Annotated in this window: 15 protein-coding genes; 11 read left to right on the forward strand and 4 right to left on the reverse strand. The window is 64.7% G+C overall.

What is annotated here, in order from left to right:
• Nucleotides 1-163: 163 nt before the first annotated feature.
• Nucleotides 164-1,516 carry a sn-glycerol-3-phosphate ABC transporter substrate-binding protein UgpB gene (gene ugpB, locus HAP48_RS12135; RefSeq protein WP_166213605.1) on the reverse strand — a complete coding sequence of 451 codons (1,353 nt, stop codon included), beginning with the start codon at nt 1,514-1,516 and terminating at the stop codon, nt 164-166.
• 182 nt (nt 1,517-1,698) lie between these two features.
• Between ugpB and HAP48_RS12140 the strand changes: the two genes are divergently transcribed.
• From HAP48_RS12140 to HAP48_RS12165, 6 genes are all read left to right on the forward strand, one after another.
• The gene (locus HAP48_RS12140) at nt 1,699-2,655 is read left to right on the forward strand and encodes a TRAP transporter substrate-binding protein DctP (protein WP_175612433.1); all 957 of its coding nucleotides are present in this window, start codon (nt 1,699-1,701) and stop codon (nt 2,653-2,655) included.
• A 97-nt stretch (nt 2,656-2,752) separates the two neighbouring features.
• The gene (locus HAP48_RS12145) at nt 2,753-4,756 is read left to right on the forward strand and encodes a sensor histidine kinase (RefSeq protein ID WP_224497149.1); all 2,004 of its coding nucleotides are present in this window, start codon (nt 2,753-2,755) and stop codon (nt 4,754-4,756) included.
• Complete coding sequence (locus HAP48_RS12150) at nt 4,726-6,474, forward strand: ATP-binding response regulator (RefSeq protein WP_166213604.1); 1,749 nt, start codon at nt 4,726-4,728, stop codon at nt 6,472-6,474. Before HAP48_RS12145 ends, HAP48_RS12150 begins: the two co-directional genes overlap by 31 nt.
• Nucleotides 6,471-7,208: a response regulator gene (locus HAP48_RS12155; RefSeq protein ID WP_166213603.1), complete on the forward strand. Its 738-nt coding sequence runs from the start codon at nt 6,471-6,473 to the stop codon at nt 7,206-7,208. The genes HAP48_RS12150 and HAP48_RS12155 overlap by 4 nt, the downstream gene beginning before the upstream one ends.
• Before the next feature lie 213 nt (nt 7,209-7,421).
• Nucleotides 7,422-10,487, forward strand: a complete 3,066-nt coding sequence (gene polA, locus HAP48_RS12160) for a DNA polymerase I (protein ID WP_166213602.1) — start codon at nt 7,422-7,424, stop codon at nt 10,485-10,487.
• Nucleotides 10,488-10,722: 235 nt separating this feature from the next.
• A complete protein-coding gene (locus HAP48_RS12165) occupies nt 10,723-11,358 on the forward strand; it encodes a LysE family translocator (RefSeq protein WP_166213601.1) in 636 nt (211 codons plus the stop codon).
• Nucleotides 11,359-11,476: 118 nt separating this feature from the next.
• Here HAP48_RS12165 and HAP48_RS12170 read toward each other — a convergent pair whose 3' ends face one another.
• On the reverse strand, nt 11,477-12,103 hold the full coding sequence (locus tag HAP48_RS12170) for a glutathione S-transferase family protein (protein ID WP_166213600.1): 627 nt from the start codon (nt 12,101-12,103) through the stop codon (nt 11,477-11,479).
• A 201-nt stretch (nt 12,104-12,304) separates the two neighbouring features.
• Between HAP48_RS12170 and pyrE the strand changes: the two genes are divergently transcribed.
• Together pyrE and HAP48_RS12180 are read left to right on the forward strand one after the other, a co-directional pair.
• On the forward strand, nt 12,305-12,868 hold the full coding sequence (gene pyrE, locus HAP48_RS12175) for an orotate phosphoribosyltransferase (RefSeq protein ID WP_166213599.1): 564 nt from the start codon (nt 12,305-12,307) through the stop codon (nt 12,866-12,868).
• Between the two features lie 383 nt (nt 12,869-13,251).
• Nucleotides 13,252-14,049, forward strand: coding sequence for a DUF2865 domain-containing protein (locus tag HAP48_RS12180; protein WP_166213598.1), 798 nt, complete (start codon nt 13,252-13,254; stop codon nt 14,047-14,049).
• An 80-nt stretch (nt 14,050-14,129) separates the two neighbouring features.
• On the opposite strand, the gene HAP48_RS12185 is transcribed toward HAP48_RS12180, so the two are convergent.
• A complete protein-coding gene (locus HAP48_RS12185) occupies nt 14,130-14,561 on the reverse strand; it encodes a hypothetical protein (RefSeq protein WP_029082964.1) in 432 nt (143 codons plus the stop codon).
• Between the two features lie 186 nt (nt 14,562-14,747).
• On the opposite strand from HAP48_RS12185, the gene HAP48_RS12190 reads away from it, so the two are divergent.
• Entirely contained in the window at nt 14,748-15,038 is a 291-nt protein-coding gene (locus HAP48_RS12190) for a GIY-YIG nuclease family protein (protein ID WP_166213597.1), read from the forward strand.
• A gap of 285 nt (nt 15,039-15,323) precedes the next feature.
• Here the strand turns inward: HAP48_RS12190 and HAP48_RS12195 are convergent, their stop codons facing one another.
• Nucleotides 15,324-15,557: a hypothetical protein gene (locus HAP48_RS12195; protein ID WP_166213596.1), complete on the reverse strand. Its 234-nt coding sequence runs from the start codon at nt 15,555-15,557 to the stop codon at nt 15,324-15,326.
• A 257-nt stretch (nt 15,558-15,814) separates the two neighbouring features.
• Between HAP48_RS12195 and HAP48_RS12200 the strand changes: the two genes are divergently transcribed.
• Entirely contained in the window at nt 15,815-18,325 is a 2,511-nt protein-coding gene (locus tag HAP48_RS12200) for a glycogen/starch/alpha-glucan phosphorylase (RefSeq protein WP_166213595.1), read from the forward strand.
• A gap of 209 nt (nt 18,326-18,534) precedes the next feature.
• Nucleotides 18,535-19,353, forward strand: coding sequence for an acyl-CoA thioesterase (locus HAP48_RS12205; RefSeq protein ID WP_166213594.1), 819 nt, complete (start codon nt 18,535-18,537; stop codon nt 19,351-19,353).
• The last annotated feature ends 136 nt before the right edge of the window (nt 19,354-19,489 follow it).

Below are 19,489 nucleotides of genomic sequence, written 5' to 3' on the forward strand. Positions count from 1 at the left end.
GCGCATGCGGGTGATCCAGTATTCCAGAGACGCCAGTGATCGAACCGAGGGGCCGCGGCGTACTGGATCGCCCGGTCAAGCCGGGCGATGACAGCGGTGGATGAGGGCAAAGCCTCGCATTCTCTCAGGATGACGGAGAAGCAGTTGCGTCGCACATGCCCCCTCACCGGTCCGGATTGGCGCGCTCGAACTGGCGCAGCAGGCGGTTGCCGCGTTCGACGGCGTTGTCCATCGCGGCCTGCGCCGAACGCTTGCCGGCGAACACCTGCTCGAGCTCCTCCTCGATCACATCGCGGATCAGGACGAACGAGCCGAGGCGGATGCCCTTCGAGTTGTCGGTCGGCGGCTTCAACGTGACCTCCTCGATCGACATCGAGGCGCCGGGATTGCGATCGTAGAAGCCCTGCGTGCGGGTGAGATCGAACGCGGCGCGGGTGATCGGCAGGTAACCCGTGTTCTGATGCCAGGCGGCCTGCACCTCCGGCCGCGACAGATAGGCGAAGAACTTCGCCACCCCGGCATATTCGGCACGCGGCCGGTCGCGCAGCACCCACAGCGTCGCGCCGCCGATGATCGAATTCTGCGGCGCGCCCTGCACGTCGGGATCGTACGGCATCATGCCGTAGCCGACCTCGAATTTCGAATTGGCCCTGATGTCCGCGCGGGTGCCCGACGAGCCGATGAAGATGCCGCACTCGCCCTTCTGGAAGCGCGGCTCGGCCAACTGCCCGCGGCCGCTATAGTCGAAGGTCTTGTCGGCCTGCCACTGCGCGAGCTGCGCGATATGGCGCACCAGCAGCGGGTTGTTGAAGATCAGCTGCGCGTCGAGCCCGGAGAATCCGTTGGCCTTGGTCGCGATCGGCAGATTGTGGAAGGCGGAGAAATTCTCGACGTTGATCCAGGACGGCCACGACGTGGTCACCCCGCACATTGCGCCTGCGGCGCGCAGCCGCTTGGCCGCGATGCCGAGCTCCGGCCAGGTCCTCGGAGGCTGGCTCGGATCGAGCCCGGCCGAACGGAACATATCCTTGTTGTAGTAGAGGATCGGCGTCGAGGCGTTGAACGGAAACGACAGCATGTTGCCGTCGACATCGGCATAGTAGCCGGCGACCGCCGGCAGATAGGCCGACGGCGTGAACGCCTCCGATTGATCGCGCATCAGCTCGAACACCGGATAGATCGCGCCGCGCGCCGCCATCATGGTTGCGGTCGCGATCTCGTTGACCTGAACGATTGCCGGCTGGCTGTGCGAGCGAAAGGCGAAGATCGCCGCCGTGACGGTTTCGGTGTAATTGCCCTTGTAGGCGGGCACGATCCGGTAGTCGGATTGCGAGGCGTTGAAATCGGCGGCAAGCTTCTCGAGCTGCTTGCCGAGCTCACCCGACATCGCGTGCCACCACATGATCTCGGTCGCAGCCTGCGCAGGCGATACAAGCAGGAGGGTCGCCACGGTGAGTTGCAGGAGTTTGAAAGCGAACTTCACGACGAGCGTTCCTCGATGCCAGCGCGCAGTCATAAGGCGCCACAACCCCGGATTCAATCGAGACCGCAGGTTGCAGCGCGGATTTAACGTTTGGCCGATGGGCGAACCACCCACGTTCTGCTAGAAAGCATTGAACCTTTTCCTCCCGCCCTGGACACAAATCACAAGGGGAATTGTAGCCTGTGTACCGCCGCGCCGGCCTTTCGCGGACAATGATGCTTGCCGTCGTGCTGTTATGGACAGCGGTTTCGGCGAGTGTTTCTGCGCGTGAATTCCGCACTGCCGATACCCAGAATGAGGACTATCCGACCGTTCAGGCACTGAATTACATGGACCGCCTGATCGCCGAGCGGACCTCCGGCCGGCACCGCATCGTGGTCTTCCATTCCCGCCAGCTCGGCGAGGAAAAGGAGACGCTGGAGCAGACCCGGGCCGGCGCCATCGATCTGAACCGGACCAATGTCGCGCTGATCGGAACCATGGTGCCATCGGTCAACGTGCTGGCGATGCCGTTCCTGTTTCGGTCGCTTGAGCACCTGCAACATGTGCTGGACGGACCGATCGGGACCGAGATCCTGAACAGTTTCGAAGCCCATGGCTTCGTCGGATTGACCTTCTACGATTCCGGCGCCCGCTCGATCTATAACAGCGTCCGCCCGGTGCGCTCGCTCGACGACCTCAAGGGGCTGCGGCTGCGCGTGCAGCAATCCGAGCAGATGTCGGACATGATCCGCGCGCTCGGCGCCCAGCCGGTCGAAATGCCCTACGGCCAGGTGCTGACCGGGCTCGCCAACCGGTTGATCGATGGCGCGGAGAACAACTGGCCGTCCTTCGTCACCACCGGCCACTACAAATACGCCGGCTACTACACATTGACCCGGCACACCATGAGCCCGGAAGTGCTGGTGATGTCGCGCAAGGCCTGGGCCAGCCTCTCGCCGGACGAGCAGACCATCTTCCGCGATGCCGCGCAGCGCTCCAGCATCTATATGCGCGATAAGTGGCGGGAGCTCGAGGAGCGCTCGCGCAAGCAGGCGGAGCTGGCGGGCGTCAAGGTCGTGACCGATTTCGACCGCAAGCCGTTCGAGGCGGCGATGGCCGGCATCTATGCCAGGGCCGAGCGCGATCCCGCGATGTCGGCGCTGATCGAACGCATCCGCAACATGGAGTAACCGGATCTTGGCTGCACCCAAACAGGACAGGACGACACGGCGGCCGGCGGCCTTTGGGCCGCAGGGCCGTTTCCGTATCGTCCAGTTGCTGCGTGCGGTGCCGATCCGCTGGCGCATTCTTTCGATCGCGCTGCTCAACTCCGCGGTCGTGATCGTGCTCGCGGTGCTGATCTGGAACGGTTCGAAGGTGCTCGGCTCCGCCTGGGAGGATGTCCGCCAGGTGCGGGAATCCGACAAGATCCTGGCCAAGCTCGAAAGCGAGACCAGCCGGCTGCAGAACCTGATCCACCGCTACATCAACCAGCCGAGCCCGGACCTGTTCGCGGAAATCCTGCTGCTGCGCGAGGCCGTGCTCGGCACGCTGACCAACCGGGCCTCGACCGACCCGATGCTGTCGGGCTCGGTCGAGCAGCTGGAACGCGTCACCAGCCGCTTCCTCGACGGCTTCGGTGAATTGCGCACCTTGCAGACCAAGATCTCCAAGACCTATGACGAACAGGTGCTGACGCCGACCAAGGACATGGCCGGACTCTATTCGATCATCGAGGGCGCGACCGGGCATCGCGACGCGCTGATCTGGCCCGCACTCGGCAAGTCCCGCGAAGCGTTCACCTCGCTGCTGGTCGCCGCCAACGCCTACTACCTCTCGCTTTCCTCGTCATCGGCCGAGGAGGCCCGCCGCAACATCGATACGATCGAAAAGACCATCCCGGTCATGACCGATATGGCCGAGAACGATTTGCAGCGCATGGCGCTGGCGCGGCTCAAGGTCAAGACCGCCGAGCTGCGCGACGGGCTCGGCAAGCTGAGCGAACAGCTCACCAACCGCACCGACCTGTTGCGCAACTCGATCGACGCCAGCCAGGCCGACGCGATCGGCGCGATCGACGATCTCTCGGTGAAGATGCGCCAGCGCGAGCAGAAGGCGCAGGAGACCTTCGACAGGACGCTGTCCTCGATTTCGCGCCGGGTGCTGTCGATTGCCGTGATCTTCCTCGGCGTCATCATGTCGGCCGGCGTCATGATCGCACTGTCGATCCGGCTGCCGCTTGCGCAGATCATGGCCTCGATGCGCACGATCACCTCGGGCGATCTCGACCGGCCGGTGCAGGGCACCTCGGCCAAGGACGAGGTCGGCGCGATGGCGCGCGCGGTCGAGGTGTTCCGCGAGAACGCCATCGCCAAGCGCAAGACCGAGGACGAGCTGCGCACCTCCAAGGAGAAGGCCGAAAGCGCGCTGCTCGAGCTCAATGCAGCGCAGCAGAACCTGATCGATGCGGAGCGCCTCGCCGCGCTCGGCGGCCTCGTGGCCGGCGTCGCCCACGAGGTCAACAACCCGATCGGCATCAGCCTGACGGTGGCCTCGAGCTTTGCCCGCCGCGCCGAGATGTTCGACAACGACCTGAAGACCGAGCCGCTGCGCCGCTCCAAGCTCGACGACTTCGTGCGCGCCTCGCGCGATGCATCGCAACAGCTGGTCTCCAACCTGCAGCGCGCCGGCGAACTGATCCAGTCGTTCAAGCAGGTCGCCGTCGACCGCTCGCACGCCGAGCGCCGCCAGTTCAGCCTCGGCGAAGCGACCGACCAGATTGTCGCGAGCCTGCGGCCGGTGCTGAAGAAGGCCGCCATCGCGCTGTCCGTCGACGTGCCCGAGGGGCTCCTGATCGACGGCTATCCCGGCGCCTATGGGCAGATTTTAACCAATCTTTTCCTCAACGCCGTCAATCATGCCTTCGCGGACGGCCGCTCCGGCAACATCACGATCTCGGCCCGCGGACGCGGCGCCGACGACGTCGAGATCATCTTCGCGGATAACGGGGCGGGCATGACGCCGGACGTGCAAAGGCAGGCGTTCGACCCGTTTTTTACGACGCGCCGCAACGAAGGTGGTACGGGCCTCGGCCTCCATATCGTCTATAACCTGGTCACCCAGCAGCTCGGCGGACGCATGATGCTGGAGTCAAGGGTAGGACAAGGCACCACTTTTCGCATTATCATGCCCAGGATCGCCAAGGGGATTGCCATAGGCCAGCCCACGATCACTGACGCAGCAGCTGACGGAACCAGTCAATGGCCGAACAGGACGATGTCCTCCAACTGATCGACGATACCGAGAGCCCCCCGGAGGACTCGTCGGCCCGCAAATGGAGGATCGCCGTCATCGACGACGATCACGCCGTCCATGAAGGCACCCGGTTCGCGCTCAGCGACTACAATCTGAACGGCTCGACGCTGGAAATCCTCTCGGCCTACTCCGCGGCCGAAGGCCGCACGCTGATGCGGGACAACCCTGATATCGCAGCCGTGCTGCTCGACGTCATCATGGAGACCGACGTCGCCGGCCTCGAGCTCGTCGAGTACATCCGCAACGAGATCAAGAACGAGACCGTCCGCATCATCCTGCGCACCGGCCAGCCCGGCCAGGCGCCGGAACGGCGCGTCATCGTGCAGTACGACATCAACGACTACAAGGCGAAGACCGAGCTCACCGCCGACAAGCTGTTCACCTCGCTGACGGCGGCGCTGCGCAGCTACCAGCAGCTCGAGCGCATGGTGCAGACAAGGCGCGGGCTCGAGATCATCATCGACGCCGCCTCGACCCTGTACGATTTCAAGTCGATGCAGCGTCTCGCCGAAGGCGTGCTGACCCAGCTCGCCTCGCTGCTCAATGTCGATTGCGCCGGGATCCTGGTGCTGCGCGACGACGGCAACGCGGCCGCATGCGATTTCTCGGTGCTGGCCTGCTCGGGCTGCTACAGCCGCTTCATCGGCACCACCTCGTCGAAGGCGCTCGATGCGGACCTGCGGCACATGGTGGAGGCCGCGTTCCAGCGCCGCAAGAACGAGTTCGCCGACCACCGCAGCGTGCTCTATTCGCGCACCGGCAGCGGCCGCGAGGTCGTGGTGCTGCTGCAGGCCGAACGCCAGCTCTCCGACACCGACCGTGCGCTGGTCGAGATCTTCTCGAGCCGGCTGTCGATCGCGTTCGACAATGTGATCCTCTACCAGCAGCTGCACGAGGCCAACAGCCAACTCGAGGACCGCGTCGCGCAGCGCACCCGCGCGCTGATGCAGGCCAACCGGCGGCTGTCGGCGCAGTGGCTGCGGCTGCAGCGCGCCAACGGCTTCAAGAACGAGATCCTCGGCACCGTCGCCCACGACCTGAAGAATCCGCTCGGCGTGATCCTCGGCCGCACCGAGATGCTGACCGAACTGATCGGCGCCGGCTCGCCGAAGGAGAGCGTCACGTCGCAGGTCGAGCACATCAGGGATGCCACCAAGCGGCTGACCTCGATGGTCGACCACCTGATCTCGGATGCGATGGCCGATGCCTTCGACATCACCATTCGCCGCGAGCCGGTCGACGTCGCGGCCCTCGTCAACGAGGTCACCGAGGCCAATTTGCCCTCGGCCGTCAACAAGCAGCAGAGCATCTCGGTCTCGGGTCCGCAGCATTTCGTCACAATGTGCGACTCCGACCGGATCCGCGAGGCGATCGACAACCTCGTCAGCAACGCCATCAAATACTCGCCGATCGGCGGCAAGATCACGGTCTCGGTCAGCCACGAGGGCGAAGACACCGTAATCCGCATCTCCGACCAGGGCCCCGGCCTCAGCCCCGAGGATCTCGGGCGGCTGTTCGGCCGGTTCCAGCGGCTGTCGGCCAAGCCGACCGCGGGCGAGAGCTCGACCGGCCTCGGCCTCTCCATCGTCAAGCGCATCATCGACATGCATGGCGGCCATGTGACCGCTCAGAGCCCCGGTCCCGGACAGGGGTCGACCTTTACGGTTACACTGCCGGCGACAGAGACATCATGAACCAGAACCCGCATATCTTCATCGTCGACGACGAGGCGCCGGCCCGCGAGATGGTCGGCGATTACCTCAAGATGCACGGCTTTGGCGTGACGCTGTGCGATGGCGGCAAGAGCCTGCGCAAGGAGATCGAGAGCAGCACGCCCGATCTCGTGGTGCTGGACCTCAACATGCCCGAGGAAGACGGGCTGTCGATCATTCGCGACCTCAAGAGCAAGATCAACGTCCCCGTCATCATGCTGACAGCTACTGCCAGCCCGATCGACCGCGTCGTCGGCCTCGAGCTCGGCGCCGACGATTACGTCGCAAAACCCTGCGAGCTGCGCGAGCTGATGGCGCGCATCCGCTCGGTGCTGCGGCGGAGCGGCCCCGCGAAATCAGCAGCGCCGGAACCGGCCGGTGCGAAGGCCGAAAAGGAGCAATTGGTGCGGTTCGGCACCAAATGGCTCGATCTCGAGGCCCAGGCCTTGCGCGACGACGAGGGCAATGAGCACCCGCTGACGGCCTCCGAATTCGGCCTGCTGAAGGTGTTCGCGGCCAATCCGAAGCGGGTTCTGTCGCGCGAGCGGCTGCTGGAACTCGCCAATGCGCGCGACGCGGAAGCCTTCGACCGCGCCGTCGACCTGCGCATCATGCGGATCCGCCGCAAGATCGAATTCGATCCGACCAAGCCATCGGTGATCCGGACCATCCGGGGCGGCGGCTACCTGTTCTCGCCGACCGGCGACAAGGCCTGACTCGTTTTGTCTTTATCCCGTCATCCTGAGGAGCGCGGAACGCGCGTCTCGAAGGATGCACGGCCCGACTGGTGGCCGTCGATCCTTCGAGACGCCTGCTTCGCAGGCTCCTCAGGATGACGGGTCTCAAATCCACCGAAATCGCTGTGCGGCGCACCCAGAATCCACACAGCAAAGGCTGTCAATCCGCGCAAAAATCCCTAAGTTTCGGCCATGCCGAAAACAGCCTCCACAGACCCCGCCAAATCAGCCCCGAAGACCGCCCCCAAGCCCGTTGCCGCCGAGCCCGTTGCTACCAAGGCCGCGGCGAAGGGCGACCATGTCTTCCTGGTCGACGGTTCGGGCTACATCTTCCGCGCCTATCACGCGCTGCCGCCGCTGAACCGCAAGTCCGACGGGCTGCAGGTCAATGCCGTGCTCGGCTTCTGCAACATGCTGTGGAAGCTGCTGCGCGACATGCCGGAGGACAACCGGCCGACCCATCTGGCGATCGTGTTCGACAAGTCAGAGGTCACCTTCCGCAACAAGCTCTATCCCGACTACAAGGCGCACCGGCCGCCGGCGCCGGACGATTTGATCCCGCAATTCGCGCTGATCCGCGAGGCGGTGCGCGCTTTCGACCTGCCCTGCCTCGAGCAGTCAGGCTTTGAGGCCGATGATCTGATCGCGACCTATGCGCGGCTGGCGACCGAGCGCGGCGCCACCACGACGATCGTGTCTTCCGACAAGGACTTGATGCAGCTCGTCAACGACAAGGTCGTGATGTACGACACCATGAAGGATCGCCGCATCGGCCGCGACGAGGTGATCGAGAAATTCGGCGTGCCGCCGGAGAAGGTGGTCGAGGTGCAGGCGCTGGCCGGCGATTCCACCGATAACGTTCCCGGTGTGCCAGGCATCGGCATCAAGACCGCGGCACAATTGATCATCGAGTATGGCGATCTCGATCAGCTGCTGTTCCGCGCCGGCGAGATCAAGCAGCCGAAGCGGCGCGAGGCGCTGCTCGAGAACGCCGAGAAAGCCCGCATCTCGCGCCAGCTCGTGCTGCTCGACGACAAGGTCGCGCTCGACGTGCCGCTCGACGACCTTGCCGTGCATGAGCCCGACTCGCGCCGGCTGGTCGCCTTCCTCAAGGCGATGGAGTTCTCCACCCTCACCCGCCGCGTCGCCGAATACGCGCAGATCGATCCCGCCAATGTCGACGCCGATCCCGGCAACAAGAGCGGCGCCAGCGTGTTCTCGCCACTGCCGCCGTCGGATGTCACGCCCGCGCCCGGAAACGGATCGACCGCTTCTGCACCCGCAACGCCGGCTTCGAGAGAGCGCGGCAAGCCGAGCGGCGCGCGCGATGACAAGAACTCCAGCCTGAAGGGTACGCCGGGAGCGCTGGCTGGGACCCGCGGCGAAGCGATCCGCAACACCGGCTTCGACCGCAAGGCGTATCAGGCGATCGGCAGCCTCGACCAGCTCAAGGCCTTCGTCGCCCGCGTGCCCGACACCGGCTATCTCGCGATCGAGGCGATGTCCGAATCGATCGACCCGATGCAAGGCGAGCTCTCGGGACTTGCACTGGCACTGGCGCCGAACGACGCCTGCTACGTGCCGCTCAGCCACCGGCAGCCCGGCGGCGGCGCAGGCCTGTTCGATGCAGGTCTCGCACCCGGCCAGATCAAGGCTGCCGACGCGCTTGCGGCGCTGAAGCCGCTGCTGGAGTCCGTTGGAATTCAGAAGGTCGGCTTCAACGTCAAGTTCACCTCGGTGATGCTGGCGCAGCACGGCATCACGCTGCGCAACATCGATGATGCGCAGCTGATGTCTTACGCACTCGATGCCGGCCGTGGCTCGCATGCGCTGGAGTCGCTCGCCGAACGCTGGTTCGAGCATGCCGTCGTCAGCTATGGCGGCCTCGTCGGCAGCGGCAAGGGCAAGCTGACCTTCGATCAGGTCACGATCGACAAGGCGACCGAATACGCCGCCGAAAGCGCCGATTTGATCCTGCGGCTGTGGCGCGTGCTGAAGCCGCGCCTCGTCGCCGAGCGGATGACCACGGTCTACGAGACGCTGGAGCGGCCGCTGGTGTCGGTGCTGGCGCGGATGGAGCGGCGCGGCATCTCGATCGACCGCCAGGTGCTGTCGCGCCTGTCGGGTGATTTCGCCCAGACCGCGGCGCGCGTCGAGGCCGAGATCCAGCAGATCGCCGGCGAGCCGGTCAATGTCGGCAGCCCGAAGCAAATCGGCGACATCATTTTCGGCAAGATGGGATTGCCAGGCGGCACCAAGACCAAGACCGGCGCCTGGTCGACCACCGCGCAGGTGCTGGACGATCTCGCTGAACAAGGCCTCGAATTCCCCAAGAAGATCCTGGAGTGGCGCCAGGTCTCGAAGCTGAAATCGACCTACACCGACGCGCTGCCGACCTACGTCAATCCGCAGACCCATCGTGTGCACACCACCTACGCGCTGGCTGCGACCACGACGGGGCGGCTGTCGTCGAACGAGCCGAATTTGCAGAACATCCCTGTCAGAACCGAGGACGGCCGCAAGATCCGCCGCGCCTTCATCGCGACGCCGGGTCACAAGCTGGTGTCGGCCGACTACTCCCAGATTGAGCTGCGGCTGCTTGCCGAGATCGCCGACGTGCCGGTGCTGCGTCAGGCATTCCGCGACGGGCTCGACATTCACGCCATGACCGCCTCCGAAATGTTCGGCGTGCCGATCAAGGATATGCCGAGCGAGGTGCGCCGCCGCGCCAAGGCGATCAACTTCGGCATCATCTACGGCATCTCGGCGTTCGGCCTCGCCAACCAGCTCGGCATCGCCCGCGAGGAAGCTTCCGCCTACATCAAGAAATATTTCGAGCGCTTCCCGGGCATCCGCGCCTATATGGACGAGACCAAGGACTTCTGCCGCCGCAACGGCTATGTGACGACGCTGTTCGGCCGCAAGTGCTATTACCCCGATATCAAGGCCTCCAACGCCTCGGTGCGCGCCTTCAACGAACGCGCCGCGATCAACGCCCGCCTGCAGGGCACCGCCGCCGACATCATCCGCCGCGCCATGATCCGGGTCGAGGACGCACTCGCCGAGAAGAAGCTCTCGGCGCAGATGCTGCTGCAGGTGCACGACGAACTGATCTTCGAGGTGCCCGACGACGAAGTCGCGGCGACGCTGCCCGTCGTGCAAAAGGTGATGCAGGATGCGCCGTTCCCCGCGGTGATCCTGTCGCTGCCGCTGCAGGTCGACGCCCGCGCCGCCAACAATTGGGACGAGGCGCACTAGCTTTCTTGCCTCTCCCGCTTGCGAGGGAGGCCGACGCGCGCGAAGCGTGCGGCGGGTGGGGGCTCTCACCGCTGAAAGATTCTGCGCGGAGACACCCCCACCCCGCCCTCCTCCGCAAGCGGGAGAGGGAGCCCTCGCACCACCGCTGCCGCTACATTGCTCCGAGAGCAATTCCAGCATGGCCGCGTGGCGGATGACACGCTAGAAATGCGTGCATCCCCTCGCGAGACCCATCATGCCCCACACATCCGCTCTGCTCGGCTTTGCACTCGTCTGCCTCGGCATGGTGCTGACGCCGGGCCCGAACATGATGTACCTGATCTCGCGCTCGATCACGCAAGGGCCCGGGGCCGGCATCGTCTCGCTCGGCGGCGTTGCGCTCGGCTTCGTGTTCTACATGCTGTGCGCGGCGTTCGGCATCACCGCGCTGCTGTTTGCGATTCCCTACGCCTATGACGCGCTGCGCTTTGCCGGCGCCGCCTATCTGCTCTGGCTGGCATGGCAGGCGCTGAAGCCTGGCGGCCGCTCGCCGTTCCAGGTCAGGACGCTCAAGGTCGACGGCCCGCGCAAGCTGTTTGCGATGGGCTTCGTCACCAATCTGCTGAACCCGAAGATCGCGATGCTTTATCTCGCGCTGCTGCCGCAGTTCATCGATCCCGCAGGCGGCAGCGTGCTGACGCAGTCGCTCGCGCTCGGCTCGATCCAGATCGTGATCAGCGTCAGCGTCAACGCGATGATCGCGCTCGCCGCCGGCTCGATCGCGGTGTTCCTCGGCACCCGCCCGACCTGGCTGCTGGTGCAGCGCTGGCTGATGGGCACGGTGCTCGCAGGGCTTGCGATGAAGATGGCGCTGGAAGCGCGGAGGGCGTAACGCTGTCATGCCCCGCGAAGGCGGGGCATCCAGTACGCCGAGACCCCTCGGCTAAAGCACAGACGTCTCTGGAATACTGGATCACCCGCATTCGCGGGTGATGACAGCCGTCGCACCCTCAATCCAGCTTCGCGTCCATGCCGCGCTTGGTGGCGGGGCGGGCCATCAGCGTCTCGTACCAGCGCTTGACGTTGGGGAAGTCGGCCAGATCGACCTTGTGGCGCGGATGGCGCCAGGCCCAGCCGAGGATGGCGAAATCGGCGACCGAGAGATCGCCGGCGACGAAGTCGCGGCCATCCAGCCGACGGTCCAGCACGCCGTAGAGCCGCCGCGTCTCAGCCATGTAGCGCTTCAGGCCATAGGCGCGGTCCTGCTCGTCCTCCAGCGCGATGAAATGATGCACCTGGCCCGGCATCGGGCCGAAACCGCCCATCTGCCACATCAGCCATTCATAGACCGGAATCCGCTCGGCGAGCGGCTTCGGCAGGAACTTGCCGGTCTTCTCGCCGAGATAGAGCAGGATCGCACCGGACTCGAAGATGCTGATACGCTTGCCGCCGGGGCCATCCGGGTCGACGATCGCGGGGATCTTGTTGTTCGGGCTGATTTCGAGGAAGCCGGGCGCCATCTGCTCGCCCTTGCCGATATTCACCGGGATCACCTTGTAGGGCAGGCCCATTTCCTCCAGCGCGACGGAGATCTTGCGGCCGTTGGGCGTGTTCCAGGTGTGCAGCTCGATGGACATTTCCGCTTCCCTCGCAAGTGTTTGGCGCTTGCTTTAGGGGGAAGGCGTTGATGGCACAACCCGCGCTTTCCGCACACGGCTGCGCTGAAATGGCGGCGCGGGCACTGTTGACGGCGGGATTTACCCGCTGGAATGTGCCGGAGACCGCCGATAGATTGCCGGCCGCCGCAAACCCCTAAAAGCCCCCAAAGGGAAAAAGCCTTGTCCAAATCAGCCTCCCGCGCCCGCCTCGCCGAGATCATCCGCAAGCGTTCGTTCGGCCGCGGCGAGATCACGTTGGCGTCGGGCCGCAAGAGCGACTTCTATTTCAACCTGAAGCCGACGATGCTCGATCCCGAAGGCGCGGCGCTGCTCGCCGAGCTCACCTATGAGGCGCTGAAGGATGACAATCTGGATTTCGTCGGCGGGCTCGAGATGGGCGCAGTGCCGCTCGCCGGCGCCATCGCACAGCTCTCCTGGCTGAAGGGCCACCCGATCGCCGCCTTCTTCGTGCGCAAGAAGCCGAAGGAGCACGGCGCGCGGCTTGCCGTCGAAGGGCTCGCCAAGGGAGAGACCCTGGCAGGCAAGCGGATCGTGATCGTCGAGGACGTCACCACGACAGGCGGCTCGGCGCTGAAAGCGGTGGAAGCCGTGCGCGAGGCCGGCGGCGAGATCGCGCTGGTCTTCACCATGGTCGACCGCGAGGAAGGCGCCACCGAGACGTTTGCCGAAGCCGGACTGCCGTTCCGCGCGCTGTACAAGGCCGGCGAGTTTTTGAAGGGCTGAGACTTTCTGTTCTCCCTCGCCCCGCTCTCTTGTCCGCCGAAGCCCGCCTTCGGGCGAAGGCGGATGCGGGGTCGAGACGAGCGAAGCTCGCTCTTGGAGGGTTGGGGTGAGGGGCCTCTCTCCTCAGTTGCGATCGTCGAGAGACCTGTACCCCTTAGCCCGGATCGCATTCCGCTAACGCTGCATGCGATCCGACCTCTCCCCGCAAGCGGGGCGAGGTAGATAAGATTCGCGCAGCTTCGCCTTCTTCCTGTGACGCCGTCACGCACGATCAATCGCTCGTTTACCATCCCGCACTATGGTGAATCCGCCGGGGCACCTTGTCGCCGCGGCGTGGTGCGTCGGTGGAGTTGGCGTTGCGTACAGAGTTGAGTGATCGGCGCATGCGGCGCCGCGTGATGCTTGCCGCCGCAGCGTTTGCGGGTTCCGTGCTGGTCGTCCCCGCGCCCGTCTCGGCCGAAGGGCTGTTCGACTTGTTCTTCGGCGGTTCCCAGAAGCAGCAGGGCCGGCAGGCCCCGCCCCAGGCCAATTTCTTCGCCGATCCGTTCGGCCTCAACCAGCAGCCGGAACGGCAGACGTCCGCGCCCATCTCGGCGCCGCGCGTGGCCGGTTCCGGGCCCGCTTATTGTGTGCGCAGCTGCGACGGCAAATATTTTCCGCTCACCATGCGCGGCAATGCGACGCCGGCGCAGCTCTGCCAGGCGTTCTGTCCGGCGAGCGCGACCAAGGTCTATTACGGCGGCCATATCGACAGTGCCGCGTCGACCACCGGCGAGCGCTATGCCGACAGTGAAAACGCCTTCGCCTATCGCAAGGCGCTGCGCGCCGACTGCACCTGCAACGGCCGCGACCCCGCCGGGCTTGCGCCGGTCGACCTCGCGCTCGATGCCTCGCTGCGTGCCGGCGACGTGATCGCGACCACCGACGGCCTCGTCGCCTATACCGGCGTCCGCGTCGGCAACGAGCAGTCCTTCGACTTCACGCCGATCGCCTCCTATCCCGGACTGACCGCGGCGGTCCGCGCGCGGCTCGGCGAAATGAAGGTCGCTCCCGTCAGCGCCGAGCTCGCCGGCGACGCGCCGCTGCCGGAGACCAGCCGCGATGTCGCGCCGTCGGCGCCGTCCTCGGTGGTGCCGAAGGGCAACGCGGCAAAGCCCGCCAAGCGGGCCGAGGCGAACTGACGGCGCAAGCCGTCATTGCGAGGAGATTCCGTTGTGGCGCGATGGATTGCTTCGCTGGCGCTCGCAATGACGCAAAACGGCTAGCGCGCCACGATCACGCCGATCACGTTCGGCGCGGCCATGTATTTCTCCTCGATCGCGGCACGCGCGGCCGCGCGGTTCTCCGGGTTGAGGATGCCGCGCTTCTCGGCGAGGATCATCCAGCAATAGCCCCACCAATCCGTCAGCATGCCGTGATCGTCGACCAGATCGTAACCGTGCTCGGCGGCGAAGATGCGCGCATGCGCTTCATCGAGCGCGTCGAGCCAGGCGTGATCCTCTGATGAGAACAGCTCGTCGCCGAAATCATCCGTGGTGTAGCCCCAGATCGACATGCAGACCGCATTGAATTCGCGATCGAGCTGGTCGTCGTCGATCGGCTGGCGACGCGAAGCCTGATGCAGCCGCGACAGCGATCGTGCGAAATCGGCAATCCGGGTCAGAGCGAATGGATCGAACGCGATGGTGGACATGTAGTCCTCGTGGAGACAGAGAGACCATAGATATTGTGTCGGCGCCTGCGCCGAATCACAATGATATATCAAAGACTTGCTAAAGTGTTCTTAATTCGTTCTGATGCCATCAATAGGCGTCGCCCCGGCGAAGGCCGGGGCCCATAACCACCGCGATCGGACATCTCACGTGATCGGTGCCCTGAAATGAATGCCGCAGCCTACTACGTTTACATTCTCGCGAGCCGCCGCCATGGGACGCTCTACATCGGCGTCAGCAACGATCTTTGCAATCGGCTGACGCTCCATCGCTCCGGACGCGGCTCACAATTCGTCAAGAAATACGGCGTCATGCGACTGGTTTACGTAGAGGTCTACGCTTCGCCACAGGAGGCGATTGCACGGGAAAAAGCGCTGAAGGAATGGCGCCGCGACTGGAAGATTCGCCTGATCGAGCAAGATAATCCGGAGTGGAGCGACCTGTCCCATCTTCTCTAACGGCTGTGGTTATGGGCCCCGGCCTTCGCCGGGGCGACGAATTGTGGTGACTGCCGTTTCCTGATGAAAAAGCGGTCGCCATGCTCGCACGGCTCCCACAACCAATTCGGGCCGCCGACAAATGTCAGCGGCCCGTTGAAAATTGCTTCGAAATGAAATGCGTCGGAGCTAAAATATGTGCCCGCCCCACGAGCGACAGGTGTGGTTGTAAAGAACTTGTTAAACCTTGGGAATCCGTATCACCACGGTGTTCCCGATTGCGCGTGAAACGCCTTGTGCGCCGGCTTAATTCGCCGCCGACAGCAATTTGTCACCGCAGGCATTTGCGTAGAACTTGCCGCCGCATTGCCGCTTGATGGCGGCGCAGCGCGCGGCCGGCGAGGCGTTCTGCGCCATGCTGAAGCTGCAGCTCAGGCCGTCGGCGCTGCGGCCGAGTTTGCCCGCTGCGTAAGCCGCGCTGGTCGCCGTGATGCACACCATGAGCAATGCTGCGGCCGCGATCTCGATCACGAGTCTCATCACGCATCCTCCGCCAAATTGCCGCAAGATTTAGGCTTTCATGGCCGATCGTAGCACCGGCAACGACGGTTCCGAAGGCCCCTAAATCGGCCCGGTCCTTGCATAAAATATCGGCAGCGCTGGGCACGGCAACGTTTCGGGCGGTTTCGATTGCCATGCAACACGCGTATCATCGGCTTCGGGCATGATCTTGGGGCATGATCCGGACACTATGATCGCATCATGATCTTCGAAGTCTGAACGGCAGGGATTGGGCGTTGCAGGAACAAACAAACTACCCGGCATTGAACCAGCCGATCGATGAGCTGGCACTGACCGAGATCAAGGGCGCGATCCTGGCCAAGCTGCGGCTTGCGATCGGCAAGGACGCCACCGTTGCGACCAGGCGCGACTGGTACAAGGCCGCGACGCTGGCGCTGCGCGACCGCATCGTCCACCACTGGCTGACGGCCGAGAAGCAGAGCTACGACGCCGGCGCCAAGCGCGTCTATTATCTCTCGCTCGAGTTCCTGATCGGCCGGCTGTTCACCGACGCGCTGAACAATATGGGGCTGTTGCCGGTGTTCGCAGCCGCGCTCGGCGACCTCGGCGTCGACCTTTCGGAGCTGCGCAAATGCGAGCCGGACGCCGCGCTCGGCAATGGCGGCCTCGGACGGCTGGCGGCCTGCTTCATGGAGAGCATGGCGACGCTGGCGATCCCTGCGACCGGCTACGGCATCCGCTACGATTTCGGGCTGTTCCGCCAGATCATGAACCAGGGCTGGCAGCAGGAATATCCCGATGAGTGGCTCGCCTTCGGCAACCCCTGGGAATTCCAGCGGCCCGAGGTGGTCTACAACGTCCACTTCGGCGGCCATGTCGAGCATGTCGACGAGCGCGGCCGGGACCGCGCCACCTGGCACCCGGCGGAAACCGTCGAGGCAATGGCCTACGACACGCCGATCGTGGGTTGGCGCGGCCAGCACGTCAACGCACTTCGGCTGTGGTCGGCGCATGCACCCGATCCGCTCCAGCTCGACGTCTTCAACAGCGGCGACTACGTCTCGGCCAGCGCCGAGCAGGCGCGCGCGGAAGCGATCTGCAAATTCCTTTATCCGAACGACGAGAGCGCGGCGGGCCGCGAGCTCCGGCTGCGCCAGGAATATTTCTTCGTCTCGGCGTCGCTGCAGGATCTGGTGAAGCGGCAGCTCGCCTCCGACGGCGGCCTGCGCAGCCTCGCGCAGAAGGCCGCCGTGCAGCTCAACGACACCCATCCGAGCCTCGCAGTCACCGAGTTGATGCGCATCCTGGTCGACCTGCACAATTTCCGCTGGGACGAGGCCTGGAAGATCACGGTCGCGACCTTCTCCTACACCAACCACACGCTGCTGCCGGAGGCGCTCGAGACCTGGCCGGTCGAATTGTTCGAGCGGCTGTTGCCGCGCCATCTCGAGATCATCTACCGCATCAATGTGGCGCACCTCGCGCTCGCCGAGGAACGCTTCCCCGGCGATATCGAATATCGCGCGTCGGTGTCGCTGATCGACGAGCGGAGCGGCCGCCGGGTGCGGATGGGCCAGCTCGCCTTCGTCGGCTCGCACCGCATCAACGGCGTCTCGGCGATGCATTCCGACCTGATGAAGGAAACCGTATTCCACGACCTCCATCATCTCTATCCGTCGCGCATCACCAACAAGACCAACGGCATCACCATCCGCCGCTGGCTGATGCTGGCCAATCCGCGGCTGACCGCGCTGCTGCGCGAGGCCTGCGGTGAGGCCGTGCTCGACGACTTCTCGCTGCTCGAACGGCTCGAAACCCATTCGAGCGATCTCGAATTCCAGAAGCGCTTCCGCGACGTCAAGCATCACAACAAGCTGACGCTGGCGCGGCTGATCCGCGAGCGCAACGGCATCCAGGTCGATCCGTCGGCGCTGTTCGACGTGCAGATCAAGCGCATCCACGAATACAAGCGGCAGCTGCTCAACGTCCTGGAGACCATCGCGCTGTATCACGCGATGAAGGACGAGCCGCAACGCGACTGGGTGCCGCGCGTCAAAATCTTCGCGGGCAAGGCCGCGGCGAGCTATCGTTATGCCAAGCTGATCATCAAGCTGATCAGCGACGTCGCCGAAATCGTCAACAACGATGCATCGCTCGGCGGCAAGCTGAAGGTCGTCTTCCTCGCCGACTACAATGTCAGCCTCGCCGAGGTGATCATCCCGGCCGCCGATCTCTCCGAGCAGATCTCGACCGCCGGCATGGAGGCCTCGGGCACCGGCAACATGAAGCTCGCGCTGAACGGCGCGCTGACCATCGGCACGCTGGACGGCGCCAATATCGAGATCCGCGACAATGTCGGCGAGGAAAACATCGCGATCTTCGGCCTGGAGGCCGGCGATGTCATGGTCCGCCGCAAGCAGGGATTGGACGCCAGCGACGCGATCCGTAACTCACCGCGGCTGGAGCGCGCGATCCGCGCCATCGAGAGCGGCGAGTTCTCGCCCGGCGATCCCGCCCGCTTCGCCTCGATCGGGCACGCGCTGCGCTACCTCGACCACTACATGGTCTCGGCCGATTTCGATTCCTACTACGACGCGCAGCGCGGCATCGACGCCCGCTGGCGCGTGCCTTCCGCCTGGACCCGCGCCTCGATCCTCAACGTGGCCCGCATGGCGTGGTTCTCCTCCGACCGCACCATCCGGGAATATGCCGAGGACATCTGGCACGTGCCGGTGCATCCGACCGCCTCGCCGCAGCTTGGCGTTCAGCGCGAGGCGAAGGGCTAATCCCGCGACGCGGAAATCGATTACGCCCGACGTCATTGAATTCGGCGTGGTTGCCGGGGTAGTGCTTGTCCAGATGAGAGCGTCATTGCGAGGAGCCAACGGGTCCGGCCCCTGGCCGGCCCGATGATGAACTCCGCGACGAAGCAATCCAGACTTGCTTTGCGGCATTGGATTGCTTCGCTTCGCTCGCAATGACGGAACCAAAGAGTATGCTCACCAAGACCCCGCACCTTTTCGATGAAGCCACCGCCGTGACCGCCGGTGACAGCCGCTGGCAGGGACGGACCAGCCCGGATTACTGGGCGTTCGTCGGCCCGTTCGGCGGCTGCACGGCGGCGACCATCCTGCGGGCGCTGATGCAGCATCCGCAGCGCGCGGGCGATCCGCTGGCACTGACGGTCAATTACTGCGCGCCGGTCGCCGAGGGCGTGTTCGATCTCGATGTCCGCCTGGTCAAGGCCAATCGTTCGAGCCAGCACTGGTCGGTCGAGATGACGCAGGGCGGCGGCGAGGTCGCGACGCTGGCGACCGCGGTGTTCGCCGAGCGCCGGCCCTCGTGGTCGCACCAGCCGGCCGACTTTCCCGGCGCGGTGCCGTTCGAGCAGCTCCGGTCCTATCCGAAGCTCGCAATGACCTGGGCCAATCAGTACGATTTCCGCTTTGCCGAGGGCGAGCCGAAATTCAGCGGCAGCGCCGCGAAGGAGCCGTCGAGCGCCTATTCCAAGATGTGGATTGCCGACCGCGTGCCGCGCAAGCTTGATGCGCTGTCGCTGATGTCGATGTCGGACGCCTTCTTCGGCCGCGTGTTCCACGCGCGGCACGAGCTGGTGCCGTTCGGCACGGTGTCGCTGACGACCTATTTCCACGCCGACGCGGCGGACCTGGACGCAGAGGACACCACCCGCGTGCTCGCCACGGCCGACGCCAAGACCTTCCACAAGAGCTATGGCGACCAGCACGGCGAATTGTGGTCGCCCTCCGGCCGCCTGCTCGCGACCACGACGCAGATCGCTTACTTCAAGGCATAGCGTTTTCAAGCGGGGCCTGTCCCGCACTTGATGCGGGATGGGCACCGGTTCGCGTGAAGAAAACGCGTCAAACCGAGGCGAAGCGCACATATCCACATTGGCCTGTTGCGACCGGATTGCCTATTTCAGGGGTTGA

The sequence above is a fragment of the Bradyrhizobium septentrionale genome (assembly GCF_011516645.4).
Taxonomy (GTDB): domain Bacteria; phylum Pseudomonadota; class Alphaproteobacteria; order Rhizobiales; family Xanthobacteraceae; genus Bradyrhizobium; species Bradyrhizobium septentrionale.

What these genes read in the sequence shown, in the direction of transcription:
- polA (WP_166213602.1), top strand. Translation starts at nt 7,422, where the DNA reads ATGCCGAAAACAGCCTCCACAGACCCCGCCAAATCAGCCCCGAAGACC.
- HAP48_RS12190 (WP_166213597.1), top strand. Translation starts at nt 14,748, where the DNA reads ATGAATGCCGCAGCCTACTACGTTTACATTCTCGCGAGCCGCCGCCAT.
- HAP48_RS12185 (WP_029082964.1), bottom strand. Translation starts at nt 14,561, where the DNA reads ATGTCCACCATCGCGTTCGATCCATTCGCTCTGACCCGGATTGCCGAT.
- HAP48_RS12180 (WP_166213598.1), top strand. Translation starts at nt 13,252, where the DNA reads ATGCGGCGCCGCGTGATGCTTGCCGCCGCAGCGTTTGCGGGTTCCGTG.
- HAP48_RS12140 (WP_175612433.1), top strand. Translation starts at nt 1,699, where the DNA reads ATGCTTGCCGTCGTGCTGTTATGGACAGCGGTTTCGGCGAGTGTTTCT.
- HAP48_RS12150 (WP_166213604.1), top strand. Translation starts at nt 4,726, where the DNA reads ATGGCCGAACAGGACGATGTCCTCCAACTGATCGACGATACCGAGAGC.
- HAP48_RS12195 (WP_166213596.1), bottom strand. Translation starts at nt 15,557, where the DNA reads ATGAGACTCGTGATCGAGATCGCGGCCGCAGCATTGCTCATGGTGTGC.
- HAP48_RS12170 (WP_166213600.1), bottom strand. Translation starts at nt 12,103, where the DNA reads ATGTCCATCGAGCTGCACACCTGGAACACGCCCAACGGCCGCAAGATC.
- HAP48_RS12165 (WP_166213601.1), top strand. Translation starts at nt 10,723, where the DNA reads ATGCCCCACACATCCGCTCTGCTCGGCTTTGCACTCGTCTGCCTCGGC.
- HAP48_RS12205 (WP_166213594.1), top strand. Translation starts at nt 18,535, where the DNA reads ATGCTCACCAAGACCCCGCACCTTTTCGATGAAGCCACCGCCGTGACC.
- HAP48_RS12155 (WP_166213603.1), top strand. Translation starts at nt 6,471, where the DNA reads ATGAACCAGAACCCGCATATCTTCATCGTCGACGACGAGGCGCCGGCC.
- ugpB (WP_166213605.1), bottom strand. Translation starts at nt 1,516, where the DNA reads ATGACTGCGCGCTGGCATCGAGGAACGCTCGTCGTGAAGTTCGCTTTC.